The following is a 17,343-nucleotide window of genomic DNA, read 5'->3' as shown; positions in this document are numbered from 1 at the left end:
TGTCGGGGTGCTTGCGATCTCGCAACCATCAACGACATGAACAAACTCTCGAAGCAACTCCTGGCCGGGGCGATCGCCGCCGTGGCAGTGCTCGTCGCCACGCCCGCCGCCTCGGCAGCCGGACGCGACGGCGTGTGCGACAACAACGAGTTCTGCCTGTACCACTTCAGCAACCTGGGCGGATCGCTGTCGGACTTCACCGGGAACGTCTCGAACTACGGCGACTCGCAGCCGACCTGCTACGAGTTCAAGAAGCCGAGTGCGGCGGGCTACCTGACGTGCGTCAAGAACAACGCCGCGTCGGCGTGCAACACGTTCGACCGCGACATCCGCGTGTACTTCAACAGCGGTTACGGCGGCAAGTACGACACGGTCCCGGCCAACACCTGCCGCAACCTCGTCAACACCTACTACGAGAACGCCTCGCACAAGTTCATCTGAGGGTCCGTCAGCCGGCCTGGGGGTGGCTGACGTGCTCCAGGTCCTCGCTCGACTCGTCGATCGGCTTCGCCATCTCCTGGCGGTAGCGCCAGATGCCCCAGCCGGTGCCGCCCAGGAAGAAGGCGATGCTGACGACGATCGCGGCGGTCTCGAGCCAGGGGAGCTGTTGCAGGATGCCGGCGCCGTAGTAACCGGCCAGCACCAGCGTCGGGACCCACGCGATGGCGCCGATGGTCGTGGCCAACGTGAACTTCCGGAGGTCCATCCGGGCCGCGCCCGCGATCATCGGTGCCAGCGTGCGGATCCACGGGATCCAGCGGGCGAGCACGACGGCCCAGAACCCGCGGCGGTCGAGGAAGTCGCCGGCGCGTTTCAGGTTCTGCCTGTTCAGCACCTTGCCGCCCTTGCGGGCGAGCACGCGCGTGCCGGTGCCGCGGCCGATGAAGTACCCGACCTGGTTGCCGACGACGGCGACGATCAGGGCCGCGAGGGACAGCAGCCACGCCGACAGCTCGCTGTTGTGCGTCGCCAGCACCACACCGGCGGCGAACAGCAGCGAGTCACCGGGCAGGAACAGCCCGAAGATGAAAGCGCACTCGACGAAGATGAAGCTCAGCACGATGACCCAGACGGCCACCGGACCCGCGGTCTCCAGCGAGGCGAATGCGTGCGCCACGGTGAACCAGCCTACGTCGTGCGGTGCCGGCGGCACGGCGACATCGGGTTGACGGGTGGGCGAAATCTGGATTGAGCACGCTGAGTCACCGCATGAACGCCTTTCCTCGGATTTGACCATCGAGTGAACCAGGCGTTTCGGGCTAGCGTGGCGGGTATGGAGACCTTGCTCGCCGAACTCCGCGCCGCACTGGGTGACTCCGGTGTCCTGACCGACACCGACGTCACCGCGAGCTACCAACGCGACATGATGCCGTTGGCGCCGCACGGCAGTCCGTTGGCAGTGGTGTTCCCGCTGAACACCGAGCAGGTCCAGGCGGTGGTGCGCGCCTGCGCGAGCCACCGCGTCCCGATCGTCCCGCGTGGAGCCGGCAGCGGCCTTTCCGGTGCCGCGAACGCCATCGAGGGCTGCGTCGTCCTGGTCACGACGAAGATGAACGCGATCGTCGAGATCGACACGGACAACCGCCTCGCCGTCGTCGAGCCGGGCGTGGTCAACCTCGACCTGCGCGGCGCCGTCGAGAAGGACGGCCTGTTCTACCCGCCGGACCCGAGCAGCTACGACTGGTGCACGATCGGCGGCAACCTCTCCACCAACGCGGGCGGCCTGTGCTGCGTGAAGTACGGCGTGACCACCGACTCCGTGCTGGGGCTGGAGGTCGTGCTGGCCGACGGCGAGGTGCTGCGGACCGGTCGCCGCACGGTCAAGGGCGTCGCGGGCTACGACCTCACCAAGCTCTTCATCGGCTCCGAGGGCACGCTCGGCGTGATCACCAAGGCCACGCTCGCCCTGAGGCCGCTCCCGCAGGCCCCGGCGACGCTGGTGGCCGCGTTCGGCAGCACGGCGCTGGCGGGTGCCGCGGTCAGCCGGATCGTCCGCGAGGGCCTGGTGCCCTCGCTGATGGAGATCATGGACCGGGTCTCGATCGAGGCCGTGGAGACGTACCTGAAGACCGAGCTCGGCGCGGGGCCCGGCTGCGCGGCGTTGCTGATCTGCCAGTCCGACGCGGGTGGTGAGCAGGCGCGCAACGAACTCGCCAAGATCGAGGAGATCTGCCTGGAGGCGGACCTCGTCTACTCGACGACCGACGTCAACGAGGGCCGTGACCTGCTGACCGCGCGCAGGGCCGTCCTCACCGCGTTGGAGATCTACGGCTCGTGGCTGACCGACGACGTGTGCGTGCCCCGCACCCGGATCGCCGAGCTCATCCAGGGCTGCGAGGACATCTCCAAGGAGGTCGGGCTCAAGATCGCCGTCGTCGGCCACGCGGGCGACGGCAACATGCACCCGACGATCGTCTACGACCCCACCGACGCCGACCAGTTCGCGCGCGCCCAGAAGGCGTTCGACGACATCCTGGCCGTCGGGTTGTCGCTGGGCGGCACGGTGACCGGCGAGCACGGCATCGGCAAGATCAAGCGCGAGTGGCTGGAGAAGGAGATCGGACCGGTCGGTCTCCGGGTGCACCGCGACATCAAGCGCGCGCTGGACCCGGAGAACCTGTTCAACCCCGGTTCGATGTTCAGTCTCTAGCAACAGGTCTGCTGTGGAGCGGGGAACGGTTCCTGCGCCGCCTTCTCCACGTCCGCCAGCATCTTCTGCCGTTCGGCCGGCCCGAGGACCTTGCCGCGGGCCAGCACGGTGTGGACGCGTTGCGTGTTGCGGATGTCCTTGAGCGGGTTGCCGTCGAGCACGACGAGGTTCACGGCGTCCCCCGGCCGCACGCTGGCGTTGCGGGTGGCCGACTTCAGCGCCGCCTTCGGGGACAGGCCCGCCTCGACAAGCAGCTCCAGCTCGTCGTGCACGGAGAAGCCGGAGAACGAGTACGGGTTGCCCGCGTCCGTGCCGACGAGGACCTCGACGCCGTGGTCGTGCATCTCGGCGACCTGCTCCTGGCGGCGGCGGAAGAACTCGGCCTGCTGCCGGATCTCCTGCTGTGTCACCGGAGCCCAGTTCGTCAGCTGGTCGCGCCAGAGGTCGCGGTAGAACACCGGCATGTACTTCATCCGCGGGTCGTTCGCGAACCGGTCAGCAGGGCTCGCGTAGACCCGCATCGCGACCATCGTCGGGCACAGCGCGGAGTTGTTGCGCTGCAACCGTTTCGCGAGTCTGACGGCCTTCGGCGAGCTGTGCGTGAGGGCCGCTTGCCGTTCGAATTCCAGCACCCGCTTGAACCACGCGAACGAGTTCGCCGGGTCGAGCGGCAGGTCCGCGATCGCTTGGCGCAGCTGGGTTTCCCGCGTGCTGGTGGCGAGCGACAGGCCGTACATGTGCTCGAAGGTGCGCTGTCCCAGGTCGCTCGCGTCGCCCAGCGGCACGTGGTTCGAGCAGTGCCCGGCGAACGTGATGGCCTGCCTCGCGCACTCGTCCGCGATGGCCGTGAGCGTCGCAAGGTCGAGGTACGAGTAGACCTTCACGAAGTCCGCGCCCTGCGTCTTCGCGTCCCGCACGGCCTGCCGTCCCTCGTCGGGCGTGTTGACGATCAGCGCGCCGGGCAACGTCGAGTGCGGGCCGTCGATGATCGAGCTGCCGACGACCAGCCGCGGCCCGAGCACCTCGCCGCGCTCGATCCGTTCGCGCAGCTCGTAGATCGGCGGGAAGCCCCACATCTCGCGGATGCCCGTGACGCCGTTGACCAGGCACAGCGGCAACGTGATCCGGTCCAGGAACGCGCCGTGCACGTGCATGTCCCACAGGCCGGGGATGACGAACTTGCCGGCGACGTCCAGCACCGTGGAGCCGCGCGGCAACGGCAGGTCGTGCCCGATCGCGAGAACCTTGTCGTCCGCCAGCACGATGGTCGTGTTCGGCCGGACGCCGGACGAGTCCACGAGCGTCGCGCCGCGCAACGCCGTGACGCGCGTGTACGCATTGGCTTCGCGTGGGAGGAAGCTCGCTGCCGCGCCGAGCCCGGCCAGCCATCCCAGTACTTCACGTCGAGTGGTGGTCATGCGATCAACCAACACCTTGACGCTACGGGAGACTCAAATCCTTTCGAGCACCTCGCGCGCGTCGGACGCCCACAGCGGGTTGGCGCACAACTCGACGAGGTCGGGCACCAGCGCCGCGCGGTGTTCGGGTTCCAGCTTCTCGGCGACGTACCGCAGCGCGGCCGACACCTGCCACGCGTCCCGGCTCCTCAGAGCCTGGCGCAGCAGGGCGATGCGGTTCTCGGTTCTGTGCATCTACCTGGACATGGCCTTGAGCAGCGAGTGCTGGGCGTCGTCGTGCCCGAGCTCCCACATGAACGTGCCGAGCAGGCCGCGAGCCCTGGCGAAGTCCGCGCGGATCCCGATCGACCGCGGGTTCTCGTACGACACGAACTTCTTCTCGGCCGCGTTGTACAGCCACGGCGACTGCGCGACCGGGTGCCAGTACTCCTTCCAGCCGGGAGTCGCCTTCAGCTTCAACGCCTCCTCGTACCCGTCGACCCAGAACGCGCTCTCGTAGGGCTGGTAGAGACCGTGCTGCGGCCCTTCGGTCCTCACGGTGAAGCCGCGGCCGTAGAACGGCGTTCCGAGCACCATCTTGCGCGGTGAGACGCCGTGCCGCTGGTAGTAGTCGATGGCGCCGACGACGTTGTTCCACCTGCGGTCCGCGGCGGGCATCGGGTCGTTCGCGACCTCGCGGAACCCGGCGTTGAACGTGGCCACGGGCGAGAAACCGGTGCCGAGGTCGTAGGTCATGACGTTGATGAAGTCCATGATCCGCGAGAGTTCGCGCAGCTCGAACGACTTGGCGGGGTCGTACGGGCCGTCGGTCTGCAGGCGACCGGCCGGGAGTGCGGCGGTGACGAGTTTCTTCGTGCCCAGCGACCTGCGGAAGTCCTTGGTCAGCAACGTCATGTTGCGCCTGTCCTCCGGTCGGTCGGTGATCTCCACCGGGCCGCCGTGGACCGGGAACTCCCAGTCGATGTCGATGCCGTCGAACGTGCCGTCCCGGAAGAAGAGATCCTTGCAGGACTGGACGAGCGCGGTGCGGGAGGCCTGGGTCAGCGCGGCGTCGGAGAACCCGCCCGCGCCCCAGCCGCCCAGCGAGATCAGCGCTTTGAGCTGTGGCTTGCGCTTCTTGAGGTCGCGGATGTCCTGGAAGTCCTTGGCGGCCGTGGTCGCCGGCATCGTGCACTTGCCGTTCTCGATGGTGGAGAACGCGTAGAACAGGTGCGTGATCGGCGTGGTGGCCGGGATGGCCGAGATCGGCTTCGAGTCGCTGTACCAGTTGCCGTAGTAGGCGCCGACGATCCTCTGGGGCGAGGCGTCGGCTACACCGATGCCAACTGAGACGGCAAGCGCGGCCAAGGTGACCGCCACTCCCTTGCGGAACAACGACATCACGGGCCTCCAGTGGTCTGGACCACCGGCAAACCTAGGGGCGGGCGGAGGTCTGACGCAAGGCCGCCGCCGAACACGCCTCCAAGGATGCGCGAGAGGCCCGCCCGCCGAAGCGGACGGGCCTCTCGGACCAGTGCTGTGTCAGCGCTCGACGCGCGGGATGATCTGCGTCGAGTCGTCCTGGAGCTGCGCCTTCATCACCTGGGTGATGTCGTCCGCCTCCTCCTGCACGAGCGACTTCTTCTCCCTGCGCGCCTTGATCACCTCGATGATGATCGGCACGATCGACAGGAAGACGATGGCGAGCAGCGTGATCTCCAGGTTGTCCTTGATGAAGGACACCTGGCCGAGGAAGTAGCCGAGGATCGTCAGGCCCGCCGCCCACGCCACGCCGCCGATGGCGGAGTACGTGAAGTACTTCTTCGGGTCCATCCTGCCCACGCCGGCCATCGCCGTGATGAACGTGCGGACGATCGGCACGAACCGGGCGAGCACGATGGCGCGGGCGCCGTACTTGTCGAAGAACTCCTGCGTCTTGTCGACGTACTCCTTCTTGAAGATCTTCGACTCCGGCTTGCTGAAGAGCGCCGGGCCGGCCTTCTTGCCGATGTAGTAGCCCACGACGTTGCCGACGAAGGCGCACACCGTCAGGAGCACGCAGACGAGCCAGAGCGGGGTGTCGATCGTGCCCGCCGCGACGAAGAGACCCGCTGTGAACAGCAGGGAGTCGCCCGGCAGGAAGAAGCCGACGAGGAGCCCGCACTCCGCGAAGATGATGAGGCACAACCCGATGAGCATGTACGGGCCGAGCCCGTTCAGCAGAACGGTGGGGTCCAGCCAGTCAGGGCCCAATGCAATCGTCACGGCCACAACGGTACAGGTCAGCTCAGGGTGATCACTGCCGCCACCGTGCCCGCTGCCAGGCCCAACAGCAGGGCGAGGCCCAGCACCCACCACGCGGACATGGGTGCGGGGGCCTCTTCAGCGATTGGGACAGGTGCGACAAATCCGGCATTCGTGCTGGTCGCCTGCGCTCGCAGCGCGTCGGTCACCAGTCGCTCCGGATCGTCTGCCATCCACCTAGTCCTTGACCCACTCGCCCCTGACCATCACGTCCTGCGGCCTCAATTCTGCATCGAGGACGACGATGTCCGCAGCGAGCCCGGCCTCCAGCTTGCCCGTGTCGAGGCCGAGGAGCTCGGCGCCGCGCGTCGAGGCGGCGTGCACGGCCTCCACGAGGGTCAGGCCGCACGAGTTGACGGCGTTGCGGAACGCCATGTCCATCGTGAGCGTGCTGCCGGCGAGGGAGGCGCCTCCTGCCAACGTCGGCACCCCGTCGACCACGCGCACTTCGAGGCCGCCGATGTCGTACACGCCGTCGCCCACGCTCGCCGCCGCGATGGCGTCGGTGATGAGGACGGTGCGGCGCAGACCGGCGTGGCGCGCGGCCAGGCGGACGGCGGTCGGGTGCAGGTGCACGAGGTCGCAGATGAGCTCGACGGTGACGCGTTCGTCGTCCAGCAGCGCGCCGATCGGGCCCGGCTCGCGGTGGTGCAGCGGGCGCATGCCGTTGAACAGGTGCGTCGCGACGGACGCGCCCGCGTCGACTGCGGGACGGACCTGGGCCTCGGTGGCGTCGGTGTGGCCGATGGCGGCGATGACGTTGTTGTCCACGAGCTGACGCACGGCGTTCACGGCGCCTTCGAGCTCGGGAGCGAGGGTGATCATCCGGACGGTGCCCTTGCCCGCGTCGAGCAGCTTCGTCACCGACGTCTGCTCCGGCGGGCACAGGATCGCCGGGTCGTGCGCGCCGCAGCGGGCGGCCGACAGGAACGGGCCCTCCAGGTGGATGCCCGCGACGACGCCCTCCTGGACCAGTTCGGCCAGCGCGGACACCTGGTCGGCCAGTTCCGGCACCGGACGCGTCACCAGCGAGGCCAGCACCGTGGTGGTGCCGTGCTTGCGGTGCGCGGCCGCGGCCTTGCGGACCTTCTCGGGGTCGGGACTGGTGAACGCCGCACCGCCACCGCCGTGGCAGTGGATGTCGACGAACCCCGGCACGATCGTGCCGCCGGCGACGTCGGTCGTCGGGCCGTCGGGCGCGGCGCCCTCACCGACCGCGGCGATCCGCCCGTCCCGGACGCTCACCCACCCGTTCTCGAGCACCCCTCCCGGCGTGACGACCCGACCACCGGTCAGGGTCACGTCGACTGGTCCACCCCACGTGCTCATCACGCCTCCAGCGTGTCGATGGCCAGCAGCGCCGCGCCGAGGAAGCCCGCCTCGTCGCCGAGCGCCGCGAGCCGAAGCTCCGGTCGGCGCTGGAAGGCGATCAGGCCGTCCAGCCTTTCCCTCAGGGGCTCCACCAGCAGATCTCCTGCGAGTGCGAGCCCTCCGCCGAGGACGACGGCCTCCGGTCCGAGCAGCGTCGCCAGCACCAGGATCCCCCTGGCGAGCGCGTCCACGGCCTCGTGCCACACGGCGACTGCGTCCTGCTCCCCGTCGGCGACCCTGCGTGCGACCTCAGCGGCGCCGTTGACGGGGGTGCCGGTACGTGCGGTGTACCGGCGGGCGATCGCCGCGGAGGACGCCACCGTCTCCACGCAGCCGATCTGGCCACAGGCGCAGGGCACGCCGTGGCCGACGTTCACGTGCCCGATCTCGCCCGCGTAGCCCTCGCCGCCGTAGATCTGCCCGTTCAGCAGCAGCGCGCCGGCGATCCCGGTGCCGATGGGCATGATCACCGCGTTGCTCAGGTCCCTGGCGGCACCCATGCGGCATTCCGCCAGGCCCGCGGCGCGCACGTCGTGGCCGAACGCGACCGGGAGACCCAGCCGTTCGGTCATGACCGCGCTGAACGGGAACTGGCTCCACGGCAGGTTGGTCGTGTACACGCCGATGCCGTTGACCTCGTCCACGATGCCCGGCGCCACGATCCCCACGGCGTCGATCTCGTGCTCGGAGGCGTTGCCGAGCTCCTCGACGAGCTCGCCGATGACGGCGAGGAGGGGCTCCAGCTCACCGGGCGTCGCCCGGCGCGCGTGCTTCACCGCCGCCACGGACTCCCGGGTCCCGGAGACCAGCGCCGCCTTGGTTTCGGTGCCACCGATGTCAACGGCGACCACGTGTCTGCGTGCCACGGGAACTGATCCTGCGGCATGGGGGGCCTATTGGTCTATACCAAGTACCGATTTGGGCGCGTGGTCTTACGAGCTGAAACCGCCCGGAACGGGCAAATCGGCTTCAGCTGGGGAAACGGGAAAGTTTACTTACTTCTGGAACCGGCCCGACGCGGGCGATGTCGGCGGTGCGCACGTGCCGGTGTCCTTCGGCGGCGATTCCCCGGCCGCGGGCCTGGGCCTCCAGCCACCTCCGGCCGTCGTCGCCGGTCAGGGAGGTGGCCGGCCAGCGGCGCAGCATCGGATCGCGGTGCGCCGCGACCAGTGCCCGCAGGTCTTCCCACCGCCACGGCCGCAGCGCGGGGAGCCGCCCCTGCGGGCGGCACCGACAGGACGACCGGCACGGGTCCCGGCTCTCAGCCGGCCATGATCTTCTGCAGCGCGTCCAGCGCACGGGACGCCGTCGACTTCACGGTGCCCTTCGAGATGCCCGTGGCCTCGGCGATCTCGGCCTCGGACAGGTCGCCGTAGTAGCGCAGCACGAGCACCTCGCGCTGGCGCGGCGGCAGCTGCTGCAACGCTTTGACCACGGCCTGGTGCTCCGCCGTCAGCATCGCGAGCGACTCGGCCGAACGCGCGTTCGCCACGTGCGGGGGCGTGTAGTCGCGGGCCGTCTTGCGCCGGCGCAGCACGCTGCGGGAGCCGTTGACCACGGCCGTGCGGAGGTAGCCGACGGCGGCCTGCGAGTCGCGCAGGCCCTTCCAGTTGCGGTGCAGGCCGGTGAAGGCCTCCTGAACCACGTCCTCGGCCGTCGACGGCTCGTCGACGAGCAGCAGCGCGAGCCTGACGAGGCGCATGCGGTGCTGCTTGTACAGGTCTTCGAGCGTGAGGGGCCCTGTGGGAGGTCCTGCGACGCCGTCCTTGATTCGCAGGTTGGTCAGGGTGTCCTGCACGGTGCGCGGGGTTTCTTCGCCAACCACAGGGTAGGACGGTACCGGTCAGCTTCACTACGGTGGAGGCATGGCCCGCTTTGCAGTCGAATTGGTGTTCGGCCCGGACCGCGAGAAGCGTCTCGCAGTACGCCCCGCACACCGCGAATACCTCGCCTCCCTCGTCGAGAAGGGCGTGGTCGTCGCCTCCGGCCCGTACGCGGACGACACCGGCGCGTTGATCATCTACGAGGCCGCGGACGAGGCCGCGGTGAAGGAGATCATCGCCGCGGACCCGTACACGCCCGCCGGTGCGGCCGAGTGGACCATCCGCGAGTGGAACGTGCTGATGGGGTCCTGGGTCACCGGCTAGCGGCCTGCCCGCCCGGCCCGACCAGGCCCGACGTGTCCGCCTTCGCCATTTCGAGGTCGGCCGCCTTGATCTCCTCGACCGCCTGGCGGTCCACGACCACCGGCGTGAACGCGCGGAAGTACTTCAGAGCGCCGACCCAGCCGGGGACGTGGACCGCCTTCGCCCGTTTCTCGATGCCCTTCACCACGGCCCTGCCGACGTTGCGGACCGGGTACTTCTTGCCGGCCACGCCCGGCATGCCCTTGCGCAGCTTGCCGAAGACGGGGTGCTCGTCGGCGCTGTTGACCATGTCCGTGGAGATCCACGAGAAGTACGCGGTGCCGACGTCCACGCCCAGGTGCCTGACCTCGGCGCGCAGGCTGTCCGCAAACGCTTCGCAGCCCGCCTTCGCCGCCGAGTAGGCCGCGTTGCCGGGGATGTGGACGATCGCGGCGAGCGACGACACGACCAGGCAGTAGCCGCGGCTGCGGATCAGGTGCGGCAGCGCCGTGCGGACCGTGCGCCACACACCTAGCAGGTTCACCTCGATGACCCGTTCGAACGCCTTGGGGTCCATCGAGCGCACGAACCCGGTGGCCGCGATGCCCGCGTTCGCCACCACGACGTCGATGCCGCCGAAGTGCTCGGCGACCTCGTTCATGACCCGGTCGAGCACGTCCCAGTCGGTGACGTCCGCTTCCCAGGCCTTGCCGCCGGTTTCCCGCGCGACCTCTTCGAGCTGGGCCTTCTCAAGCCCGACGAGCGCGAGACGAGCCCCGCGCGCGGCCAGTTGCCTCGCCACCTCGGCGCCGATGCCCCTGGCCGCGCCGGTGATCAGTACCACCTTGCCCGTGACGTCCATGCCGTCACGGTAACGCAACCTACTCCCGGTAAGCTACTGGCAAGTTAAATTGCGCTCAGACGGTCCACCTCGGCCTGGGTCAGTTCGAGGTTCAGCAACGGCGTGAGGTCGCTGAGCTGCTCCAACGTGCGCGCGGACGCGATCGGTGCCGCCACCGTCGGCTGCTGGGCGAGCCACGCCAGCGCGACCGCCGCGACCGTGGTCCGGTGCGTCTCGGCCAGTTCGTCGAGCACCTCCAGCACCTGGAGACCGTGCTCGTCGAGGTACTGCGAGGCCGCGCTCGCCCGGACGCTCTCGACGGCGACGCCGGGGCGGTACTTGCCGGTCAGGAAGCCCCTGGCGAGGCCCCAGTACGGCACCGTGGCGAGGCCGTGCTCGGCCACCACGCGCTGCAGGTCGCCCTCGAACTTCTCGCGGCTGACCAGGTTGTACTCGGGCTGCAGCGCCACGAACTTCGCGAAGCCCTCGCGCTCCTGGATCTCCAGCGCCTTCGCCAGTCGTTCGGCGGAGAAGTTGGAGGCCGCGACGTGGCGGACCTTGCCGTCGCGGACGAGCTGGTCGTAGGCGGCGAGGGTCTCCTCCAGCGGCGTGCCCGGGTCGTCCAGGTGGTTGTAGTACAGGTCGATGTGGTCGATGCCGAGTCGCTTGAGCGAACGATCGGCGCTGGTCAGGATCGTGTCGCGCTTCTGGTTCTTGAACCCGGCGAGCATGCCGACCTTCGTCGCCACCACGACGTCGTCGCGGCGGCCGCGCCGGGCCAGCCACCTGCCGATGATCGTCTCCGACTCGCCGCCGGAGTTGCCCTCCGCCCACGCCGAGTACGCGTCGGCGGTGTCGACGAAGTTCCCGCCCGCCTCCACGTATGCGTCGAGCACGGCGAACGACTGGTCCTCGTCGGCGGTCCAGCCGAAGACGTTCCCACCCAGCGAGAGCCTCGACACGGACAGGTCTGTGCTGCTCAAGATCGGCATACTGCGAAAGGTAGTCCGCCGACGCGATTGGGGTTCGCATGCTGGGAACGTTCGGGGTCTGGGGCTCGCACCACGAGTGGGCCGGGCGGTACGCCGAGATCGAGGCGCTCGGCTTCGGCGCGTTCTGGATCGGCGGCTCGCCCGAGCTCACCGCGGTCGAGCAGGCGCTGGACTCCACGAAGTCGATCACGATCGCGACCGGCATCGTGAACGTCTGGCAGTCGGACCCGGAGGCCGTCTCCGCCGAGTTCCACCGGCTGGCGAGCGACAGGTTCCTGCTCGGCGTCGGCGTCGGGCACCGGCAGATCGACCAGGCCTACGAGAAGCCGTACGACAAGCTCGTGTCCTACCTGGACCGGCTCGACGTGCCGGCCGACCGGCTGGTGCTCGCCGCGCTCGGCCCGAGGGTGCTGGCGCTCGCCGCCGAGCGGACCGCGGGCGCCCACCCGTACCTCGTGCCGGTCGAGCACACGGCGGAGGCGCGCAAGGCGCTCGGCGACAAGCTCCTCGCGCCCGAGGTCACCGTGGTCGTCGAAGAGGATCCGGAAGCCGCACGGGCCATCGCGCGCGCGAGGCTGTCGCTCTACTTCGGTCTCACCAACTACGTGAACAACTGGCGCCGGTACGGGTTCACCGAGGAGGACGTGAAGGGGTCGGACCGCCTCGTCGACGCGTTGGTCGCGCACGGCAGCCCGGACCAGGTGGCCGCGAAGCTGCACGCGCACGTCGAAGCCGGCGCCGACCACGTGGCCGTCCAGTCGCTGAACGGCCACTACGCGGAACTGGCCGGAGCACTGGGGCTCAGGCGCTGATCTCGACGCCCTTCCAGAACGCCACGCGGCCCTTGATCTCCGCCGCCGCCTCCTTCGGCTCGGCGTAGTACCAGGCCGCGTTGGTGTTCTCGGAGCCGTCGACCTGCAACGAGAAGTAGTTCGCGTCGCCCTTCCACGGGCAGTGCGAGGTGTGGTCGGTGGGCTTCAGGACGTCCGGATCCACGGACTCCAGGGGGAAGTAGTGGTTGCCCTCGACGACGACCGTGTCGTCGCTCGAAGCGATGATCTTGCCGTTCCACTGAGCGGTTGCCATGTCATCCACTATCCCCCTACCGGCGAGTAGTGCAGACCGGCTGGTCAGCTGGTACTTGATCGATCCCTCTGTGAGGGCGGCCACTGTTACGGCCCCGTGACACCGGCTCGTAGGATGCGGGGCGACACCCGTTCAGGGCGCCTGAGGAGGACCACCGATGCCCATCGCAACTCCCGAGGTCTACGCGGAGATGCTGGACCGGGCCAAGGCGAACGAGTTCGCCTACCCCGCCATCAACGTCACGTCGTCGGAGACGCTCAACGCGGCTCTGCGCGGCTTCGCCGAGGCTGAGAGCGACGGCATCATCCAGGTCTCGACCGGTGGAGCCGAGTTCGCCTCGGGCACCAAGGTCAAGGACATGGTGACCGGTGCCGTCGCGCTCGCGGAGTACGCGCACGTCGTCGCGGCCAAGTACCCCGTGAACATCGCGCTGCACACCGACCACTGCCCGAAGGACAAGCTCGACGGGTACGTGCGTCCGCTGATCGCGATCAGCCAGGAGCGCGTCGACAAGGGCGGCAACCCGCTCTTCCAGTCGCACATGTGGGACGGCTCGGCCGTCGCGCTCGACGAGAACCTGCAGATCGCGTCCGAGCTGCTCGACCTCTCGGCCAAGGCGAAGCTCGTCCTCGAGATCGAGGTCGGCGTCGTCGGTGGCGAGGAGGACGGCGTCGACAACGAGATCAACGACAAGCTCTACACGACGCCCGAGGACTACCTGAAGACCGTCGAGGCCCTCGGCGCCGGTGAGAAGGGTCGCTACCTGCTGGCCGCGACCTTCGGCAACGTGCACGGCGTCTACAAGCCGGGCAACGTCAAGCTGCGCCCGGAGATCCTCAAGCAGGGTCAGGACGTCGTGGCGGAGAAGCTCGGCCTCGCGGCCGGCTCGAAGCCGTTCGACCTGGTCTTCCACGGCGGCTCCGGCTCGCTGCTCGAGGAGATCCACGAGGCCGTGTCGTACGGCGTCATCAAGATGAACATCGACACGGACACGCAGTACGCGTTCACCCGTCCGATCGCCGCGCACATGTTCGCCAACTACGACGGTGTGCTGAAGATCGACGGCGAGGTCGGCAACAAGAAGGCGTACGACCCGCGCAGCTACCTCAAGGCCGCCGAGACGGCCATGGGCGCGCGCATCGCGCAGGCGTGCGAGCACCTCAAGTCGTCGGGCCGCATGATCGCGGGCTGACACGTCCTGTGAGGAGGGCCCCGGCAACGCGCCGGGGCCCTTTCCTTTCAGCGGAAGGCTTCCACGTTGCGGGCGACCCAGTCGCCGAACGTGCGCGGGGCGCGGCCGAGGACCTTCTCGACGTCAGGGCTCACCGCCAGCTCGTCCGCGGTGGGTGAGCCGATGATGTCGAGGGTGTCGTCGGCGAGCTCGCCCGGCATCAGCTGTTCCATGCCCGCCTTGGCCTCGGCGCGGGTGAGCTCGTGGAACCGCACGGGTTCGCCGAGCGCGTCCGCGATGGCCTCCGCCTGCTGCCGCGGCGTGACCACCTCCGGCCCGGTGAGTTCGAGAACGCCGTTCCTGTCGCTGCGCAGGGCGACGGCCGCGACCTCGGCGATGTCGGCGGGGTCGATCACCGGCACCCCGGTGTCGCCGAACGGTGCCGCGACGGTCCGCCGTGCGCGGACCGACTCGGCCCACCACAGCGCGTTGGAGGCGAACCCGCCCGGCCGCAGGACCGCCCAGTCGAGCCCGGACTCGCGCAGCACGTCCTCCAGCCCGCGCAACTCGATCCGCGTCGTGCCGAACGGCCTGGTCCGCACGCCCAGCGACGACAGCAGCACCACCCGGCCCACCCCGTGCGCGACGGCCCGTTCGATCAGCGCCGTGGGGCTGGCGCCGACGGCGTGCAGGTCTCCGGACAGCAGCAGGAACAACGCCTTCGCGCCGTCCAGCGGGAGGGTGTCCGGCCGGGCGAGGTCTGCCTGGACGTGGCGCACGCCCTCCGGCACCTCGGCAGGGTTCCGCGACACGGCCGTCACCTGTTCGCCGGCCTCGGCCAACGCCCTGGTCAGCGGCCTGCCGATGTTCCCGGTCGCACCGGTTACCACGATCATGTCCAGCTCCTTCGTCGATGTGGGCACGACGCTAGGAACCGGGCTTACATTTCGTAAGGACGTACCTCTGGGTAAGCTCCGGACATGGCGGTCGGAGCTCAGTTCACGCGCCCCGAGAACAACGGGCGCTATGACGTGTTTCACACCAACTGCCCCGCGCGCGAGATGGTCGACCACGTCACCAGCCGCTGGGGCATCTGGGTGCTGATCTCGTTGCAGACCAACGACCTGAGGTTCTTCGAGCTGCGCGACGGCATCCAGGGCATCAGCGAGAAGATGCTGTCCCAGACGTTGCGCGGTCTCGTCGACGACGGCCTGATCTGGCGCAGGGTGGAGCCGACGACCCCGCCCCAGGTCACCTACGGGTTGACCGAGTTCGGGCGGGACGTCGGCGAGCCGCTGGCCGACCTGTTCGGCCGGATCACGACGCGGCTGTCAGCCCAGCTCGACGCGTGACGCCGGCGGGCCGGTGGATCACCAGGTCCCCGACCGTCCACAACACCGCCAGCAGCACGGCCGTGACCGCCGCCGACGAGAACGAGATCGGCGGCCCCCACAGGTACTCCTGCTGGAACCAGATCCCGACGTACCCGACCGTCGTGACGGCAGCAGACCCGAGCACGGCCTTGGCGGGCGTCGGCATGTCGAGGGCGTGCGCCGCGTCGATCGCGAGCCCGACCAGCACGAGGAACAGCGGCACAGCGGACTTCGGGAAGTCGATCCCGGCGAGCAGCGGCCAGATCAGGCACCGGTAGGCGACGTACCCGGCGGCAACGGCCGTGGCGGCCCACCGCCTGCCGATCGTCCGCCGCGCGACGACCAGCACGATCGCCGCAGCCACCAGCCCCCACACCGGGTAGACCCAGTCCGCGATGGGCAGCGCGAAGTTCACGACCGCCTCGCGCCCCACGGGAACACCGAGCTGGTCGGCCGCGAACTTCAACAGGATCGGCTCGGCCTCGGGCCGCCCGCTGTCGTACGCCTGCAACGCGCGCACGCCGTACTCCTGGTGCTGGTTGGGGAACCAGACGTTCTCCAGGAAGAAGAACCACAACGCCGCAAGACCCAGCGTTCTCGCTTTGCCCTCGGGGTAGTTCTGCATCCACCCGCGGATCGCGCCGGCGAGCATCACCGCCGTGCCGAGGTACAGCAGCGCGTGCGACCCGCTCCAGCTCGTGATGTCGAGCCCGTTGACCCGGTGGTTGATGACGTCGATCGGCAGCGCGATCAGGAAGATCCCAGACCCGACCTGCATCAACCGGATCGTCAGCTTGTCGCCGCCGTACCCGGTGAACGTGTGGAACAACGTCAGCCCGACCACGATCACCGTGCCGACCGTGTTGATCAGATGCGGCGGCGCGAGGTCGTCCCTGAGCCACTTGAAGTGCCACGACACGTCCCACGACGACCCGATCAGTTTCAGCAGCAGACCGACGAGCCACAGCTGGTAGAGCTGCTTCGTGAGCACCGCCGGTGTCTCCCTGCCCGGCGCGCCCCGCTCCCAGTAGCGGTCCCGGAACTGCCTTGCCCCCTGAATCATCCGAACATCATGAGCTTGCCTCGGGTGTCCAGGTAGGGCGAACGGCCCTGGTTTTACCCTGATGTTTCCAATTCGTGTGCACGATGGAGTGAACGGAGTTGAAGTTTCGTGGTCCGGGTAGGCAAGGTGCACGGCCATGAGCGCTGACTCGCCCGACAGCTACAAGGCCACCACGAAGCAGCGGATCATCGCCGGTGTGCTCGTCACCGTGCTGATGCTGGCCGTTGTGGCCACGGTCATGAGGATGTTCGTCTAGCCCGGTTCTGCGGATGCGGCACGATGGGCGCATGGTTGAGAACCTCCTCGGGCCCGAGCCGACCCGTCTTCCCGAACGTCCTGAGGCGCAGGCCGCCGCTGACGGCGGGACTGACCCCGCCAAGATCGTCCGTGCCTACCCGGATTTCTCGGAGGCTTGGGCTTTGTTGGCTGAGCGGGCGTTGCAGGGTGGGGATCCTGTTGCTGCCTATGCGTATGCGCGTACCGGGTATCACCGGGGGTTGGACCAGTTGCGCCGGGCTGGGTGGAAGGGGTTTGGGCCTGTTCCTTGGGATCACCGGCCCAATCAGGGGTTTTTGAGGGCTCTTGGGGCGTTGGCTTTGGCTGCCCGGGAGATCGGGGAGGACGAGGAGTGGGAGCGTTGCTCCACGTTCCTCGCCGACTCGGACCCGAAGGCGCCGGCTGCGTTGGGGTTGGTCTGAGTTTCGCCTGTTTTGTTGGTGGTTCTGTTGCGTGCGGCCTGTTCCTGTTGCGTGCTTCCCCTGGGGCTCTGCCCCAGACCCCGGCAATCTGAAATGGGGGGTAGCGCCGTGGGCAGGTTGATGGCACGCCTGTTGCTTAGAGCGGCTGCCTGTTGATTTGAGGGTTGCGGTGGCGGTGGGGTCCCATCACGAGCCGCACCAAGAGCGGGCCACATGTGAGAAGGGGGGGGGATAGGCGGGGCAGGAGGGGCCCAGGTCCGCCCAGCTCCCC

General features: G+C 68.8%; 22 protein-coding genes. 7 read left to right on the top strand and 15 right to left on the bottom strand.

Annotation, left to right across the window (positions count from 1 at the left end; translation table 11 throughout):
• The first annotated feature begins 36 nt into the window (after nucleotides 1-36).
• Nucleotides 37-441 (top strand): peptidase inhibitor family I36 protein, encoded by a 405-nt coding sequence (locus ACFWN2_RS28015; RefSeq protein WP_382432308.1) that lies wholly within the window; start codon nucleotides 37-39, stop codon nucleotides 439-441.
• Nucleotides 442-448: 7 nt separating this feature from the next.
• Here ACFWN2_RS28015 and ACFWN2_RS28010 read toward each other — a convergent pair whose 3' ends face one another.
• The gene (locus ACFWN2_RS28010) at nucleotides 449-1,117 is read right to left on the bottom strand and encodes a DedA family protein (protein ID WP_382432306.1); all 669 of its coding nucleotides are present in this window, start codon (nucleotides 1,115-1,117) and stop codon (nucleotides 449-451) included.
• A 156-nt stretch (nucleotides 1,118-1,273) separates the two neighbouring features.
• On the opposite strand from ACFWN2_RS28010, the gene ACFWN2_RS28005 reads away from it, so the two are divergent.
• Nucleotides 1,274-2,650 carry an FAD-binding oxidoreductase gene (locus ACFWN2_RS28005; RefSeq protein WP_382432304.1) on the top strand — a complete coding sequence of 459 codons (1,377 nt, stop codon included), beginning with the start codon at nucleotides 1,274-1,276 and terminating at the stop codon, nucleotides 2,648-2,650.
• Here ACFWN2_RS28005 and ACFWN2_RS28000 read toward each other — a convergent pair.
• From ACFWN2_RS28000 to ACFWN2_RS27960, 9 genes are all read right to left on the bottom strand, one after another.
• Complete coding sequence (locus ACFWN2_RS28000) at nucleotides 2,647-4,068, bottom strand: amidohydrolase family protein (protein ID WP_382432302.1); 1,422 nt, start codon at nucleotides 4,066-4,068, stop codon at nucleotides 2,647-2,649. The genes ACFWN2_RS28005 and ACFWN2_RS28000 overlap by 4 nt on opposite strands.
• A gap of 33 nt (nucleotides 4,069-4,101) precedes the next feature.
• Nucleotides 4,102-4,302 carry a hypothetical protein gene (locus ACFWN2_RS27995; RefSeq protein WP_382432300.1) on the bottom strand — a complete coding sequence of 67 codons (201 nt, stop codon included), beginning with the start codon at nucleotides 4,300-4,302 and terminating at the stop codon, nucleotides 4,102-4,104.
• Complete coding sequence (locus tag ACFWN2_RS27990) at nucleotides 4,303-5,448, bottom strand: glycoside hydrolase family 18 protein (protein ID WP_382432298.1); 1,146 nt, start codon at nucleotides 5,446-5,448, stop codon at nucleotides 4,303-4,305.
• 141 nt (nucleotides 5,449-5,589) lie between these two features.
• Complete coding sequence (locus ACFWN2_RS27985) at nucleotides 5,590-6,306, bottom strand: DedA family protein (RefSeq protein ID WP_382432778.1); 717 nt, start codon at nucleotides 6,304-6,306, stop codon at nucleotides 5,590-5,592.
• Between the two features lie 23 nt (nucleotides 6,307-6,329).
• Entirely contained in the window at nucleotides 6,330-6,524 is a 195-nt protein-coding gene (locus ACFWN2_RS27980) for a hypothetical protein (RefSeq protein ID WP_382432296.1), read from the bottom strand.
• A 4-nt stretch (nucleotides 6,525-6,528) separates the two neighbouring features.
• Nucleotides 6,529-7,680 (bottom strand): N-acetylglucosamine-6-phosphate deacetylase, encoded by a 1,152-nt coding sequence (nagA, locus tag ACFWN2_RS27975; RefSeq protein WP_382432294.1) that lies wholly within the window; start codon nucleotides 7,678-7,680, stop codon nucleotides 6,529-6,531.
• Entirely contained in the window at nucleotides 7,680-8,588 is a 909-nt protein-coding gene (locus ACFWN2_RS27970) for an ROK family protein (RefSeq protein ID WP_382432292.1), read from the bottom strand. Before ACFWN2_RS27970 ends, nagA begins: the two co-directional genes overlap by 1 nt.
• Before the next feature lie 103 nt (nucleotides 8,589-8,691).
• Nucleotides 8,692-8,868, bottom strand: coding sequence for a hypothetical protein (locus ACFWN2_RS27965; protein WP_382432290.1), 177 nt, complete (start codon nucleotides 8,866-8,868; stop codon nucleotides 8,692-8,694).
• A gap of 115 nt (nucleotides 8,869-8,983) precedes the next feature.
• Nucleotides 8,984-9,547, bottom strand: coding sequence for a SigE family RNA polymerase sigma factor (locus tag ACFWN2_RS27960; protein WP_030477748.1), 564 nt, complete (start codon nucleotides 9,545-9,547; stop codon nucleotides 8,984-8,986).
• Nucleotides 9,548-9,587: 40 nt separating this feature from the next.
• Between ACFWN2_RS27960 and ACFWN2_RS27955 the strand changes: the two genes are divergently transcribed.
• Entirely contained in the window at nucleotides 9,588-9,869 is a 282-nt protein-coding gene (locus ACFWN2_RS27955) for a YciI family protein (protein ID WP_382432288.1), read from the top strand.
• On the opposite strand, the gene ACFWN2_RS27950 is transcribed toward ACFWN2_RS27955, so the two are convergent.
• Nucleotides 9,859-10,710 carry an SDR family oxidoreductase gene (locus ACFWN2_RS27950; protein WP_382432286.1) on the bottom strand — a complete coding sequence of 284 codons (852 nt, stop codon included), beginning with the start codon at nucleotides 10,708-10,710 and terminating at the stop codon, nucleotides 9,859-9,861. The two genes, ACFWN2_RS27955 and ACFWN2_RS27950, sit on opposite strands and share 11 nt — an antisense overlap.
• A 44-nt stretch (nucleotides 10,711-10,754) precedes the next feature.
• Nucleotides 10,755-11,681 (bottom strand): aldo/keto reductase, encoded by a 927-nt coding sequence (locus ACFWN2_RS27945; RefSeq protein ID WP_382432284.1) that lies wholly within the window; start codon nucleotides 11,679-11,681, stop codon nucleotides 10,755-10,757.
• 38 nt (nucleotides 11,682-11,719) lie between these two features.
• Here ACFWN2_RS27945 and ACFWN2_RS27940 point away from each other — a divergent pair, with 38 nt between their 5' ends.
• The gene (locus ACFWN2_RS27940) at nucleotides 11,720-12,493 is read left to right on the top strand and encodes a TIGR03620 family F420-dependent LLM class oxidoreductase (protein ID WP_382432282.1); all 774 of its coding nucleotides are present in this window, start codon (nucleotides 11,720-11,722) and stop codon (nucleotides 12,491-12,493) included.
• Here ACFWN2_RS27940 and ACFWN2_RS27935 read toward each other — a convergent pair.
• On the bottom strand, nucleotides 12,483-12,767 hold the full coding sequence (locus ACFWN2_RS27935; protein ID WP_382432280.1) for a DUF427 domain-containing protein: 285 nt from the start codon (nucleotides 12,765-12,767) through the stop codon (nucleotides 12,483-12,485). The two genes, ACFWN2_RS27940 and ACFWN2_RS27935, sit on opposite strands and share 11 nt — an antisense overlap.
• A 157-nt stretch (nucleotides 12,768-12,924) precedes the next feature.
• Between ACFWN2_RS27935 and fbaA the strand changes: the two genes are divergently transcribed.
• Nucleotides 12,925-13,959 carry a class II fructose-bisphosphate aldolase gene (gene fbaA / locus ACFWN2_RS27930; protein WP_189157341.1) on the top strand — a complete coding sequence of 345 codons (1,035 nt, stop codon included), beginning with the start codon at nucleotides 12,925-12,927 and terminating at the stop codon, nucleotides 13,957-13,959.
• 47 nt (nucleotides 13,960-14,006) lie between these two features.
• Here the strand turns inward: fbaA and ACFWN2_RS27925 are convergent, their stop codons facing one another.
• Nucleotides 14,007-14,834 (bottom strand): NAD(P)H-binding protein, encoded by an 828-nt coding sequence (locus ACFWN2_RS27925; RefSeq protein WP_382432277.1) that lies wholly within the window; start codon nucleotides 14,832-14,834, stop codon nucleotides 14,007-14,009.
• An 84-nt stretch (nucleotides 14,835-14,918) separates the two neighbouring features.
• Here ACFWN2_RS27925 and ACFWN2_RS27920 point away from each other — a divergent pair, with 84 nt between their 5' ends.
• Nucleotides 14,919-15,290 carry a winged helix-turn-helix transcriptional regulator gene (locus ACFWN2_RS27920; protein ID WP_382432275.1) on the top strand — a complete coding sequence of 124 codons (372 nt, stop codon included), beginning with the start codon at nucleotides 14,919-14,921 and terminating at the stop codon, nucleotides 15,288-15,290.
• On the opposite strand, the gene ACFWN2_RS27915 is transcribed toward ACFWN2_RS27920, so the two are convergent.
• The gene (locus tag ACFWN2_RS27915; protein ID WP_382432273.1) at nucleotides 15,256-16,374 is read right to left on the bottom strand and encodes a hypothetical protein; all 1,119 of its coding nucleotides are present in this window, start codon (nucleotides 16,372-16,374) and stop codon (nucleotides 15,256-15,258) included. The two genes, ACFWN2_RS27920 and ACFWN2_RS27915, sit on opposite strands and share 35 nt — an antisense overlap.
• 287 nt (nucleotides 16,375-16,661) lie before the next feature.
• Between ACFWN2_RS27915 and ACFWN2_RS27910 the strand changes: the two genes are divergently transcribed.
• Complete coding sequence (locus tag ACFWN2_RS27910; RefSeq protein WP_382432271.1) at nucleotides 16,662-17,072, top strand: DUF3151 domain-containing protein; 411 nt, start codon at nucleotides 16,662-16,664, stop codon at nucleotides 17,070-17,072.
• The last annotated feature ends 271 nt before the right edge of the window (nucleotides 17,073-17,343 follow it).

It is taken from the genome of Lentzea sp. NPDC058436, assembly GCF_042721515.1.
Classification (GTDB): domain Bacteria; phylum Actinomycetota; class Actinomycetes; order Mycobacteriales; family Pseudonocardiaceae; genus Lentzea.
Note: the sequence above shows the minus strand (reverse complement) of the source record. Positions and strands in the feature narration are given on the sequence as shown.